Origin of the sequence: Pseudomonas gozinkensis (genome assembly GCF_014863585.1) — a bacterium.
Taxonomy (GTDB): domain Bacteria; phylum Pseudomonadota; class Gammaproteobacteria; order Pseudomonadales; family Pseudomonadaceae; genus Aquipseudomonas; species Aquipseudomonas gozinkensis.
Genome location: NZ_CP062253.1, coordinates 1,424,578 through 1,437,097, shown reverse-complemented (window position 1 = coordinate 1,437,097; position 12,520 = coordinate 1,424,578). Strand labels below are relative to the sequence as shown.

Below are 12,520 nucleotides of genomic sequence, written 5' to 3'. Positions count from 1 at the left end.
AGGAATTACGCGGCCTGGCGACGAACCGTCACACCGTCGATCCTTAAAACAGAGAAACCTTCGCAAGAAGCATTGGCACGTTCCGGAAAAAGGGTTAAGGTGGCGCCACTGTGCTGCTTGTGTCACTGAGAATCTCTACACGATATGTTGAATTTCGATCCAACCATCTACAAGAATTTTTCCTGCTCTTTGCACTCAGTCTCGGCCAGGGTTCTTCCTGAGTCGCAGTTATCTTTGTCCAAGGAGTTACACCATGTCTAATCGCCAAACCGGTACCGTTAAGTGGTTCAACGATGAAAAAGGCTTCGGCTTCATCACTCCACAATCCGGTGACGACCTGTTCGTTCACTTCAAAGCTATCCAATCCGACGGCTTCAAAAGCCTGAAAGAAGGCCAACAGGTTTCTTTCATCGCTACCCGCGGTCAGAAAGGCATGCAAGCTGAAGAAGTACAAGTTATCTAACTTGTAGCTTCTTTAGTAAAAGGCCCCGCCCTCAAAAGCGGGGCTTTTTTGTGGGCGTCTGTTTTCCGTGCACAAAAAAAGATCGCAGCCTGCGAAGGCTGCGATCTTTTGCGTTGCTTACCAGGCGACGCCGAAGCCGGCGGTGTAGCGGGTCTTGCTCAGGTCCGCGTCCTCGGTGCCGCTGATGATGTCGCGTTCGGCCTTGAGGTTGAGCGAGGCCCAGTCGGTGACCTTGTAGCGCAGGCCCATTTCCGCATCCAGCGCATAATCGGCTACGCCGGACAGCGGCTTGCCGACTTCGCCATTGGTGAAGAACTCGACCTTCTTGCCGATCAGGTAGCGGTTGTAGTCCCACTTCATGGCAACCGAATAGAAGTTGTCCTTGCTGCCATCGCGATACTGGTAGTCGGTGCGGTTGAGCAGCGAGCCCAGGGAGAACGCTCCCAGTTCGTCATCCCAGAACTGGTAGCCCGGACCCGTACCGACCACGCGCTGACGCGCCAGCTCTTCGATGTGATCGCGTTTGTAGTTCAGACGCCCCTGCCAGAACCACTTGTCCGTCAGGAATCGGTCGAGTGCGTACTCGGCGCGCCAGTTGTCGGTGGTGGTCACGTCGTCCTGCACTTCGCGGTTGTACTCGCCCTCGGCGGTATGCCGCCAGCGACCGTGACGGGCGGACGTCTTGAAGCCGATGTCGTAATCGTCGGTGTCCTTCTCCGCACGCTGATAATCCAGCGCAAGGTCGACGTTGCCCTTCCACACCAGATCCTCGACCACCGGTTTGGGCTTGAGAATCTGCTGAATGCTCGCCAGTTCCACGGTTTTCGGTGCTTCGCCGTTGGCCAGGATGACCTTGCCGTCTTCGGCGGCGCTCAGCGACTTGGCCTTCTCACCGTTGTAGGCGTCCTGCTTGACCAGCAGTTCCTGATCGCTCTCCAGCGTCTTGACCTGCTTCCAGTCGATGGTCACGGCACCCGCGTACTGGGTCTGGACCAGCAACTTGCCACCGTCGAACAGCGTGATTTTGCCGCTCAGCTTGTCACCGTTCTTCAACCAGACGGTATCGGCAAGCAAGGGTGTGGACGCACTGAAGACAGCAAGGCACAGCAGGGTTCTGGACAACATAAGCGAATCGGGGACTCAAGTTTGCGAAAAAGGGTCGGCATTATCCGTAGGAATAATTCCCTGACAAGGAGTGACCCGGCTATTTCTGTTGAGTTCATTTCTCAATTGCCCCTCCACCGATTACGCTTAAGGACATAACGCGATCAAGTTCAGGAACCGCGCACGTGACAGACCCGATGCATGCCTGCGAAAACGATCCGCAAATCCGACGCACGGCACTCTATTCCACCCTCGCCCAAGTGCCCGAGGGCAAAGTCGTCAGCTATGGTCAGTTGGCCGAACTGGCGGGGTTGGGGCGCGCCGCCCGCTGGGTCGGCCGGACCCTGAGCCAATTGCCCGGCGACACAAAACTGCCCTGGCATCGCGTGCTTGGCGCCGGTGGTCGGATCAGCCTGCCGGCGGGCAGCCCATCCGGGGACGAACAGCGGGCACGATTGCGCATGGAAGGCGTCACCGTCCTGAACAATCGTGTGGATATTCGGCGCCATGGCTGGCGTCCGGTAGAGCACAGCGGTTAGAGTGCGCGCTTTGTTTTCGCAATCTTGAGGCAGACTTCAGCCCATGCCCCGTAAAACCTGGCGCGCCGCGCTCGCCGCCTATGCCAGTCCTTCGACGCTCGTGCTGTTGTTGCTGGGTTTCGCCGCCGGCCTGCCGTACATGCTGGTGTTCTCGACACTTTCGGTCTGGCTGCGTGAAGCCGGTGTGGCCCGCGAGACGATCGGCTACGCCAGCCTGATCGGTCTGGCCTATGCCTTCAAATGGGTCTGGTCGCCCCTGCTCGACCAATGGCGCCTGCCGCTGCTGGGCAAGCTGGGTCGTCGCCGCTCGTGGCTGGTGCTCTCACAGACGCTGGTGATCCTCGGTCTGATCGGCATGGGCTTTTGCGACCCGCAGAAACATCTGTCCTGGCTGATCGCCATCGCGGTAGTGGTTGCATTCGCTTCCGCCACCCAGGATATCGCGGTCGATGCCTATCGCCTGGAAATCGCCGAAGATAACCGTCAGGCCGCTCTGGCCGCCAGCTACATGTCCGGTTATCGGGTCGCGGCCCTGCTCGCGACCGCTGGTGCACTGTTCTTCGCCGAGGGCTTTGGCTCCACCGGTTTCAACTACCAGCATTCGGCCTGGACCGGCACCTACGTACTGTTCGGCGCCCTGATGGTCCCTGCCCTGCTCACCACCCTGCTGATGCGCGAGCCGCCGGTGCCGTTGCGCACCCAGTTGCAGGCCGGGCGCTACACCTTCATGCATCAGTTGATGTCGGTATTCGTGCTGATCATTTTGCTGGTGTCTGTGCCGGCGATGTTCACCCAGCTCTACAACACCGATTTCGCCAGTGTGCTGTTCGGCGACATGAGCCCGCTGGACCTGCTGCTGGAAGACCGGGCGTTCCTGCGCGCGATTCTCTACACCACGCTGACCTGCCTGTGCCTCTCGGCCATGGGCCGTCGCGGTCTGGCGCCGGTACTGACGCCGGTCAACGACTTCATCCTGCGCTACCGCTGGCAGGCGCTGCTGCTGCTCGGTCTGATCGCCACCTATCGGATGTCCGACACAGTGATGGGGGTGATGGCCAACGTGTTCTACATCGACCAGGGCTTCACCAAGGATCAGATCGCCAGCGTCAGCAAGATCTTCGGCCTGATCATGACCCTCGTCGGCGCCGGCATGGGCGGCCTGCTGATCGTACGCTTCGGTATCCTGCCGATCCTGTTCATCGGCGGCGCTGCATCGGCGGCCACCAACCTGCTGTTCCTGATGCTGGCCGACATGGGCCCGAACCTGCAGATGCTGGTGGTGACGATCTCTCTCGACAACTTCAGCTCGGGCCTGGCCACGTCGGCGTTCGTCGCCTACCTGTCGAGTCTGACCAACCTGAAGTTCTCCGCCACCCAGTACGCCCTGCTCAGCTCGATCATGCTCCTGCTGCCGCGCCTGATCGGCGGCTATTCGGGGGTGATGGTGGAGAAGTTTGGCTATCACAACTTCTTCCTGATCACCGCGCTGCTCGGCGTTCCGACCCTTCTGCTGATCGCCCTGCACTGGTTCCAGGAAAGCCGCCGGGAAGGCCCGACGCCGACGCCGGAACCTGCACCGACCTCCGTCGTGGAAGAATCGTAAGACATCTCGCACCCGGCGAGAGGGTTTGCGCCGGGGCTGCACTTCTGTACGTCGGCGGATCTCGCCGTTACACTGCTCCGTCATTTCCAGTCATAGCAACCGACAACGGCCAACCATGCGCACCAGTCAATTTTTGCTCGCCACACAGAAAGAAACGCCTTCCGACGCGGTCGTGATCAGCCATCAGCTGATGCTGCGCGCCGGCATGATCCGCAAACTCGCCTCGGGCCTGTACACCTGGCTGCCGATGGGCTTGCGAGTGATGCGCAAGGTGGAAGCCATCGTTCGCGAAGAAATGAACGCCGCCGGCTCTCTGGAAGTGTTGATGCCGAGCACCCAACCGGCCGAGCTGTGGCAGGAGTCGGGGCGCTGGGAAGAATACGGCCCTGAGCTGCTGCGCATCAAAGACCGCCACGGTCGTGATTTCTGCGCGGGCCCGACCCACGAAGAAGTGATCACCGATCTGATGCGCAACGAGTTGAGCAGCTACAAGCAGCTGCCGATCAACCTGTACCAGATCCAGACCAAATTCCGTGACGAAATCCGTCCACGCTTCGGCCTGATGCGCGGTCGCGAATTCATCATGAAGGACTCGTACTCCTTCCATGCGGATCAGGCGTCGCTGCAGGTTACCTATGACCGCATGCACGAAGCGTACTGCAACATCTTCACCCGCCTGGGCCTGAAGTTCCGTCCGGTGGAAGCCGACAACGGTTCGATCGGTGGCGCCGGCTCCCACGAATTCCACGTGCTGGCCGAGTCCGGCGAAGACGATATCGTCTTCAGCGACGGTTCCGACTACGCGGCGAACATCGAGAAAGCCGAAGCCGTGCCGCGTGAAACCTCGCGCGCCGCGCCAAGCGAAGAGCTGCGCCTGGTCGACACGCCAGACACCAAGACCATCGCGGCCCTGGTGGAAAAATTCGGTCTGCCGATTGAAAAGACCATCAAGACCCTGATCGTGCACGCCGAAGAAGAAGGCAAGCTGATCGCGCTGATCATCCGTGGCGACCACGAACTGAACGAAATCAAGGCTGCCCAGCAACCTGGCGTTGCCAGCCCGCTGGTCATGGCCTCCGATGCCGAACTGCGGGACGCCATTGGCGCCGGCGCCGGCTCCCTCGGCCCGCTGAACCTGCCGCTGCCGATCATCATCGACCGCTCGGTCGAACTGATGAGCGACTTCGGTATCGGTGCCAACATCGACGACAAGCACTACTTCGGCGTGAACTGGGAGCGTGACCTGCCGGTTCCGACCGTGGCCGACCTGCGCAACGTCGTGGCCGGCGACCCAAGCCCGGATGGCAAAGGCACGCTGAGCATCGCGCGCGGCATCGAAGTCGGGCACATCTTCCAGCTGGGCAACAAGTACAGCAAGGCGATGAAGTGCGAAGTGCTGGGCGACAACGGCAAGCCGGTGACCCTGGAAATGGGTTGCTACGGTATTGGCGTGTCCCGCGTGGTGGCTGCCGCCATCGAGCAGAACAACGACGAGAACGGCATCATCTGGAGCGACACTCTGGCGCCGTTCCAGATCGCCCTCGTGCCGCTGCGCTATGAAACCGAGCTGGTGCGCGAAGCCACCGACAAGCTGTACGCGGAACTCACCGCGGCCGGCTTCGAAGTGCTGCTGGACGACCGCGACAAGAAAACCAGCCCGGGCATCAAGTTCGCGGACATGGAGCTGATCGGCATTCCGCACCGGATCGTGGTCAGCGATCGCGGCCTCGCCGAAGGCAACCTGGAATACAAGAGCCGTACCGAAGGCCAGGCGCAAGCGCTGCCGGTTGCCGACGTGCTGTCCTTCCTTCAGGCCCGTATCCGCCGCTGAAACCAGATAGAGACGTCATGTTCAAGCGAAACACCTTAGGCCTCGGTGGTGCCGCCCTGTGCGGCACCCTGCTGGTCAGCGGCTGTGCCAATCACATGTCACAACGCAGCGAGCACGAGGAACGTGTCGAGCGCAAACTGCTCGATCACAGTTTGCAGATCGATGTCGGCGAGCCCAAGGTGCTTGAGCTGCCGCAACGGCGCGTGAAGATCAACGAACAGAAGACTTTCGAAGTCACCGAGTTCGAGGTTACGCGCCATTACGACCGTTACACGCCTTACCAGCCATGGCGGGAAATCTACGAGATTCCGCTGGGCGCGGTGGCGGTGGTCGGCGGCGTCGGCGCGAACGTGGTCAACGTGTTTGCCCTCGGCAATCTGCCGGACAGCGTGACACGGGACTGGCTCAGCTACGGTTTCGCCGGGCTCAACCCGTTCATGAACGTGCAATCCAACGGTCGCGCGCAACAGAACCTGGCCGGCATCGACGAAGTCCAGCGCGACAAGCGCACGGAATATTCGAGCCTGCCGTGGAGCGAGCGCCCGGTGCAGGTCAAGGCCGGCAAGCAGACCTTCGACATGACCACCGATCGCAACGGCGTGCTGCGCCTGAACCTGCTGGACAGCCCGTTCGCCGAAAACGACCTCAATCATGTAGGCAAACTGCAGATCAGCGTCGAAGACAGCAAGGATGACGTGCATTCCGACTCGTCTCTGGCGATCAGCACTCACCTGCGCGGCAAGTTGCTGGAAGCTCACGGGCTGATCTACGACGATCTGGAAGACGACGAAGTGAGCCAGTGGGTGCACCGGGTCAAGCGTCTGTCGGAACTGGGTCTGGAAGAAGAAGCCAGTGAACTGGAACAAAGCCTGATCGAACTGACCCGCAACGATCCCGAGTTGCAGGCCGAATTCCTCAAGTCTCTGACCCGGGATGCGGGGCGTCTGGTGGCGGATCCGGGGCCGAACTGAAACCCCTGAAAAAATGCCCGAACCTGCTTCGGGCATTTTTTTGTCCGTCTATCGCTCGAACAGCTCCATTTGTTCGAACCCACCGCGTAAATCCTCCAGCCGCACGCCCACTCCCAATAGCCGCACCGGTTTGCCACCGCGGTTGAACGCCTGCGTCAGCATCAACTGGTAACTGCCCAGATCCCGCCCTGCCCCGGCCTGCTCCAGCGTGGTCTGGGTGAAATCGTGAAACTTCACTTTGACGAACGGCTTGCCCGGCCGGTAGCTGCTGTCGATCCGCGCCATGCGGGTTTTCAGGGTTTCCAGCAGCTCCGGAAGCTTGTCGAGGCAACTGCGCAGATCCGGCAGATCGACGTCGTAGGTGTTTTCGACGCTGATCGACTGACGGCGACTGTCGTTGTGCACCAACCGCTCATCGATCCCACGTGCCAGACTCCACAAGCGCTCGCCGAAACTGCCGAACTCCCGCACCAGCGCCAGCTTGTCCCACTCGCGCAATTGCAGACAGTCATTGATACCGAGCTTACTCAACTTGTCGGCCGTGACCTTGCCCACCCCGTGCAACTTGCTCACCGGCAGGCCACTGACGAACTCTTCGACCTGATCCGGGGTGATCACAAACAAGCCGTTGGGCTTTTTCCAGTCGCTGGCGATCTTGGCCAGAAACTTGTTCGGCGCCACGCCGGCGGAGACGGTGATGTGCAACTGATTGGAAACCCGACGACGAATATCCTGGGCGATCCGCGTGGCGCTACCGCCGAAATGCGCGCTGTCCGAGACGTCGAGGTAGGCCTCATCCAGGGAAAGCGGCTCGATCAGGTCGGTGTAATCGCGAAAGATCGTGTGAATTTCCTTCGACGCCTCGCGATAGGCGTCCATTCGCGGCTTGACGATGGTCAGGTCCGGGCACAGCTTCAAGGCATGTCCGGACGACATCGCCGAGCGAACCCCGTATGCCCGCGCCTCATAGTTGCAGGTGGCGATCACCCCGCGCCTGTCCGCCGAGCCACCCACCGCCAACGGCTTGCCGGCGAGGCTCGGGTCATCCCGCATCTCGATGGCGGCGTAGAAACAGTCACAGTCGACGTGGATGATTTTTCGCTGAGTCATGACAGAAAAGGAAACATGGCGAGCCGGACCCGCAGTATCTCACTGACACCTGTATATAGCACCAGTGGTATGAATGTTCTTTTCAACTTGTAGGAAACGGACTTTGAATTTATTTTCTCAATCGAATGCCAGCCTCCAATAGAGCTGAAACCCTTGCCCTGCCTGACCTGCGGCCCATCAAAAGACCGTCCGTCAGCGCTAACCGATTGAAGCTGAAGAGGTTTTATCCGAATTGAAGGTTGACACTCCGGCGTTCCTCTGTAGAATGCCGCCACACAGACGCGGGATGGAGCAGTCTGGTAGCTCGTCGGGCTCATAACCCGAAGGTCGTCGGTTCAAATCCGGCTCCCGCAACCAAACATCAGAAAAGGCCAATCGAAAGATTGGCCTTTTTTGTGCGCGTCTGTTTTTCGGATCCGGTCGCGTATTCCGGAAATCGTTCCGATTCCGAAACTTAGCGCCTCCCCTGCGACCGTTTGCCGCGATTGCGCACTTATTTGACCCTTCTCGGGATTATCGGTTGACACCCCGCCGTTCGCCTGTAGAATGCCGCCACACAGACGCGGGATGGAGCAGTCTGGTAGCTCGTCGGGCTCATAACCCGAAGGTCGTCGGTTCAAATCCGGCTCCCGCAACCAAACATCAAAAAAGGCTACTCGAAAGAGTGGCCTTTTTTGTATCTGTGGAAAAAGTCCTTTCGCAACAATGATCTGTCACTGTGCAGTGAACCGTTCAGGATCTTCAGACCCGCCAAGTTGCGACTATGCTTGAAGTCGCGGGCAAGGCGTCTGCAATCCAAGACCTGCCCTCGCCGATACCCGGTGAGAGGCGTAGTATTTTGTGATTATTTTTTTCTACAGGGATTGGTAACTTGGCTGGATACCCCCATCCTGTCGCGCACAATCCAAGAGGTGATTGATGCGCGCCAACTCGTCTGATCCACAAGACACCGTCACAGCGAACCCACCGATCAAGCCTGAGCGTTTGCGCCTGCTGGATCGGATCAGCAAATACCGGCAACCGATCGGTCTGGCGGTTACTTTGCTGCTGTTCGCCATTGCGCTGATTGCCTGTCGCCATCTGCTCAGCGAACTCGATCTCGACGCACTGCATGACTCGATTCTCGACGTGCCGAAACCGGCCCTGCTCGGTGCCCTCGGCGCGACAGTCGTCGGCTTCATCATTCTGCTCGGCTACGAATGGTCGGCCAGTCGTTATGCCCGCGTGACGCTGGCACCGAAAACCCTGGCTCTGGGCGGCTTCACCGCATTTGCCATCGGCAATGCCATCGGCCTGTCGATGCTGTCCGGTGGCTCGGTGCGTTACCGTCTATACGCACGGCATGGCCTGGGCGCTTCCGAAGTCGCGCACATGACCCTGTTCGCCAGCCTGTCGCTGGGCTGCGCCCTGCCGCCGCTGGCTGCGCTTGCGACCCTGAGCAACCTGCCTGCCGCCTCACAGGCACTGGGGCTGTCCGAGACCTTGCTGGGGACGATTGCCAGCGTGGTGCTGCTGCTCGGCGCGATCCTTGCCATCGGCATCTATCGCCGTCGCCTGCCGGAACAACCTTACCCGGACAATCTGCTGGTCCGGGCCGGTCGTCGCACCCTGCGTCTGCCGGGTCGCCGCCTGACGTTCCTGCAACTGGTCATCACCGCCCTCGACGTGGCTGCCGCAGCAACCGTCCTTTATCTGTTGCTGCCGGAAGCGCCGCCCTTCGGTGCCTTCCTGCTGGTTTATCTGCTGGCCCTGGCTGCCGGCGTGCTCAGTCACGTTCCGGGCGGTGTGGGTGTCTTCGAAGCCATTCTGCTCGCGGCGTTCGCCGACAAGCTCGGCGCCGCTCCACTGGCTGCCGCCCTGCTTCTTTATCGCCTGATCTATGTGGTGCTGCCGTTGTTGGTGGCCTGCGTGCTGTTGCTGCTCAACGAAGGCCAGCGCCTGTTTCAGTCGCAGACCATGCGTGCGGCTTCCGGTCTGGCGGCTCCGATCCTCGCAGTGCTGGTGTTCCTGTCCGGCGTGGTGCTGCTGTTTTCCGGCGCGACGCCAGAAATCGACACCCGTCTGGAACACATCGGTTTTCTGATTCCTCACCGTCTGGTCGATGCCTCGCACTTTGGCGCCAGCCTGATCGGCGTGCTGTGCCTGATGCTCGCCCAGGGCCTGCGTCGCCGGTTGTCGGCGGCGTGGATGCTGACCACCATTCTGTTGCTGGTGGGCGCCCTGCTCTCGCTGCTCAAGGGTTTCGACTGGGAAGAAGCGACCCTGATGACCCTCACCGCCGCGCTGCTGGGGGTGTTCCGTCGCTCGTTCTATCGCCCGAGCCGTCTGACCGAACTGCCGTTCTCGCCGCTGTATCTGGTGGCCAGCCTGTGCGTACTCGGTGCCTCGACGTGGCTGCTGCTTTTCGCTTATCAGGACGTTCCGTACAGCCATCAACTGTGGTGGCAGTTCACCCTCGACGCCGACGCTCCGCGCGGTCTGCGCTCGCTGCTCGGCGCCGCCGTGCTGTTGCTGGTGATTGCCCTGACGTGGCTGCTGCGCACCGCTCGCCCGGTGATTCACCTGCCGACACCCGATGAGCTGGAACGCGCCTCGAAGATCCTGATGGCCTCGTCACAACCGGACGGCGGCCTGGCCCTGACCGGCGACAAGGCGCTGCTGTTTCACCCCAACGACGAAGCCTTCCTGATGTACGCCCGTCGCGGCCGCAGTCTGGTGGCGCTGTACGACCCGATCGGCCCCGGCCAGCAACGGGCCGAGATGATCTGGCAGTTCCGCGACCTGTGCGACATCCATCACGCCCGCCCTGTGTTCTATCAAGTGCGCGCCGAGAACCTGCCGTACTACATGGACATCGGCCTGACCGCGATCAAGCTGGGCGAGGAAGCACGGGTCGATCTGCATCGCTTTGACCTGGAAGCCAAGGGCAAGGAGATGAAGGACCTGCGCTACACCTGGAACCGTGGTACCCGCGACGGCCTGTCGCTGGAAATCCATGAGCCGGGCCACGCGCCGATGGATGAACTCAAGGTGATTTCCGATGCCTGGCTGACCGGCAAGAACGTGCGCGAGAAAGGCTTCTCCCTCGGCCGTTTCAGCGACGATTACCTGAAGTATTTCCGCATCGCGGTGATTCGCTTCGAAGGCCGCCCGGTGGCGTTCGCCAACCTGCTCGAGACCTACAGCCATGACCTGGCCAGTCTCGACCTGATGCGCGCGCACCCGGACGCCCCCAAGCTGACCATGGAATTCATGATGGTCGGTCTGATTCAACACTATAAGAGTCACGGATACGCGCGCTTCAGCCTGGGCATGGTGCCGCTGTCGGGGTTGCAACCCCGGCGCGGGGCACCGCTGACCCAGCGTCTGGGCTCGATGGTTTTCCGCCGTGGTGAGCAGCTGTACAACTTCCAAGGCTTGCGCCGCTTCAAAGACAAGTTCCAGCCTGACTGGGAACCCCGTTATATGGCCGTGCCCGCCGGACTCGATCCGCTGGTGGCGCTGGCCGACACTGCTGCCCTGATCGCGGGCGGCTTGACTGGATTGGTGAAACGCTGATGATTCAACGCTCCCTGAAGTACATCCTGGTCGCACTGCTGGTGCTGGCCGCGATTGCCGGTGGCGGTTTCTGGTACCTCAAACGCCCGGCACCGGAACCGACCCTCGAACAGCTCACCCCGGCCGATGGCGCCGCCATGACCCGGGTCATCCCCGGCACCAAGCCCAAGGCGCAGGTGCTGGTGGCGGTCAACGACGACCAGAAACTCAGCGACAAGCAACTGAGCACCCTGAGCCGCAGCGCCTCGGCGCAGATCGTTCAGGTAATTCTGCCCAAGGACTGCCTGCTGCAAAGCCGCGCCCTGCAAGCCGGCCTGCGCGAATTGAACGGTCCGGCGACGCTGGTCAGCGGCATCGGCCCCGGCGCCGTGCTGGCATGGCGCTGGTTGTCCGAGCAAAAAGACGACAAGGCTCAAGCCGTCTCCGTCGACCTGGCCCTGGAAAAACCCGGTTGCACGCACCTGCTGCCGAAAGCCGCCGCCCACGGCCACTGGCTGGTGGCGTGGAACGACAACCCGGACGACACCAGCGCCGGTTTCGTGCGCGATCAACCGAACGCCGAAACCAGCATCAGCGACTACGACATCAACCTGCCGCAAGTGCTGAACAACGAACTGCGCAAGATCCTCGTCGGCGGCGACAAGGCCAACGGTGGTCTGCAGATCCCGGTCGTGGAAGTCCCGGCCGGCCAGGCCAAGGACACCGTGACCCTGTTCCTGTCCGGTGACGGTGGCTGGCGCGATCTCGACCGCGACGTGGCCGGTGAAATGGCCAAGATCGGCTACCCGGTCGTCGGCATCGACACCCTGCGCTACTACTGGCAGCACAAAAGCCCGGAACAGAGCGCCCTGGACCTGACCGAACTGATGCAGCACTACCGCCAGAAGTGGGGCACCAAGCGCTTCATCCTGACCGGCTACTCGTTCGGCGCCGACGTCCTGCCGGCCATCTACAACCGCCTGCCGGAAACCGAGCAGCAGCGCGTCGACGCAATCATCCTGCTGGCCTTCGCCCGCACCGGCAGCTTCGAAATCGAAGTCGAAGGCTGGCTCGGCAACGCCGGCAAAGAAGCCGCCACCGGCCCGGAAATGGCCAAGCTGCCACCGGCCAAGGTCGTGTGCATCTACGGTGAAGAAGAAACCGATGAAAGCGGCTGCACCGACAAGACCGCGGTGGGCGAAGCGGTGAAACTGCCTGGTGGTCATCACTTCGACGAGAACTACCCGGCGCTGGCCAAGCGTTTGGTGGATTTGATCGAGAAGCGTCAGAACACGGCGCAGGTGGCGGAAGAGTGATCTGAAGCGCACCAACGAAAAGCCCCCGCAGCCGCAAGGTTGCGGG

The 12,520-nt window shown here is 61.1% G+C and carries 9 protein-coding genes and 2 tRNA genes; 9 read left to right on the top strand and 2 right to left on the bottom strand.

Annotated features, from left to right (window positions below):
* The first annotated feature begins 253 nt into the window (after positions 1-253).
* Positions 254-463, top strand: a complete 210-nt coding sequence (locus tag IHQ43_RS06380) for a cold-shock protein (RefSeq protein WP_002554837.1) — start codon at positions 254-256, stop codon at positions 461-463.
* Positions 464-580: 117 nt separating this feature from the next.
* Here the strand turns inward: IHQ43_RS06380 and IHQ43_RS06375 are convergent, their stop codons facing one another.
* Positions 581-1,588, bottom strand: a complete 1,008-nt coding sequence (locus IHQ43_RS06375) for a DUF481 domain-containing protein (protein WP_192563762.1) — start codon at positions 1,586-1,588, stop codon at positions 581-583.
* A gap of 176 nt (positions 1,589-1,764) precedes the next feature.
* On the opposite strand from IHQ43_RS06375, the gene IHQ43_RS06370 reads away from it, so the two are divergent.
* The 4 genes from IHQ43_RS06370 to IHQ43_RS06355 all read left to right on the top strand — a co-directional run bounded on the left by IHQ43_RS06370 (position 1,765) and on the right by IHQ43_RS06355 (position 6,511).
* Positions 1,765-2,106 (top strand): MGMT family protein, encoded by a 342-nt coding sequence (locus tag IHQ43_RS06370; protein WP_230737658.1) that lies wholly within the window; start codon positions 1,765-1,767, stop codon positions 2,104-2,106.
* A gap of 43 nt (positions 2,107-2,149) precedes the next feature.
* Positions 2,150-3,709, top strand: coding sequence for an AmpG family muropeptide MFS transporter (locus IHQ43_RS06365; RefSeq protein ID WP_192563760.1), 1,560 nt, complete (start codon positions 2,150-2,152; stop codon positions 3,707-3,709).
* A 115-nt stretch (positions 3,710-3,824) separates the two neighbouring features.
* The gene (locus IHQ43_RS06360; protein ID WP_192563759.1) at positions 3,825-5,540 is read left to right on the top strand and encodes a proline--tRNA ligase; all 1,716 of its coding nucleotides are present in this window, start codon (positions 3,825-3,827) and stop codon (positions 5,538-5,540) included.
* Between the two features lie 17 nt (positions 5,541-5,557).
* Positions 5,558-6,511, top strand: coding sequence for a hypothetical protein (locus IHQ43_RS06355; RefSeq protein ID WP_007954977.1), 954 nt, complete (start codon positions 5,558-5,560; stop codon positions 6,509-6,511).
* 48 nt (positions 6,512-6,559) lie between these two features.
* Here the strand turns inward: IHQ43_RS06355 and dinB are convergent, their stop codons facing one another.
* Complete coding sequence (gene dinB / locus IHQ43_RS06350) at positions 6,560-7,621, bottom strand: DNA polymerase IV (RefSeq protein ID WP_192563758.1); 1,062 nt, start codon at positions 7,619-7,621, stop codon at positions 6,560-6,562.
* Between the two features lie 280 nt (positions 7,622-7,901).
* Between dinB and IHQ43_RS06345 the strand changes: the two genes are divergently transcribed.
* From IHQ43_RS06345 to IHQ43_RS06330, 4 genes are all read left to right on the top strand, one after another.
* A tRNA-Met gene (locus IHQ43_RS06345) sits at positions 7,902-7,978 on the top strand.
* A 204-nt stretch (positions 7,979-8,182) separates the two neighbouring features.
* Positions 8,183-8,259, top strand: a tRNA-Met gene (locus tag IHQ43_RS06340).
* Positions 8,260-8,539: 280 nt separating this feature from the next.
* Positions 8,540-11,179 carry a bifunctional lysylphosphatidylglycerol flippase/synthetase MprF gene (mprF, locus tag IHQ43_RS06335; protein WP_192563757.1) on the top strand — a complete coding sequence of 880 codons (2,640 nt, stop codon included), beginning with the start codon at positions 8,540-8,542 and terminating at the stop codon, positions 11,177-11,179.
* Positions 11,179-12,474, top strand: coding sequence for a virulence factor family protein (locus IHQ43_RS06330; protein WP_064593891.1), 1,296 nt, complete (start codon positions 11,179-11,181; stop codon positions 12,472-12,474). The genes mprF and IHQ43_RS06330 overlap by 1 nt, the downstream gene beginning before the upstream one ends.
* Positions 12,475-12,520: the final 46 nt, after the last annotated feature.

Bases quoted from the DNA above. Each gene is read 5' to 3' on its own strand.
- IHQ43_RS06380 (WP_002554837.1), top strand. From the start codon at position 254: ATGTCTAATCGCCAAACCGGTACCGTTAAGTGGTTCAACGATGAAAAA.
- IHQ43_RS06375 (WP_192563762.1), bottom strand. From the start codon at position 1,588: ATGTTGTCCAGAACCCTGCTGTGCCTTGCTGTCTTCAGTGCGTCCACA.
- IHQ43_RS06370 (WP_230737658.1), top strand. From the start codon at position 1,765: ATGCATGCCTGCGAAAACGATCCGCAAATCCGACGCACGGCACTCTAT.
- IHQ43_RS06365 (WP_192563760.1), top strand. From the start codon at position 2,150: ATGCCCCGTAAAACCTGGCGCGCCGCGCTCGCCGCCTATGCCAGTCCT.
- IHQ43_RS06360 (WP_192563759.1), top strand. From the start codon at position 3,825: ATGCGCACCAGTCAATTTTTGCTCGCCACACAGAAAGAAACGCCTTCC.
- IHQ43_RS06355 (WP_007954977.1), top strand. From the start codon at position 5,558: ATGTTCAAGCGAAACACCTTAGGCCTCGGTGGTGCCGCCCTGTGCGGC.
- dinB (WP_192563758.1), bottom strand. From the start codon at position 7,621: ATGACTCAGCGAAAAATCATCCACGTCGACTGTGACTGTTTCTACGCC.
- mprF (WP_192563757.1), top strand. From the start codon at position 8,540: ATGCGCGCCAACTCGTCTGATCCACAAGACACCGTCACAGCGAACCCA.
- IHQ43_RS06330 (WP_064593891.1), top strand. From the start codon at position 11,179: ATGATTCAACGCTCCCTGAAGTACATCCTGGTCGCACTGCTGGTGCTG.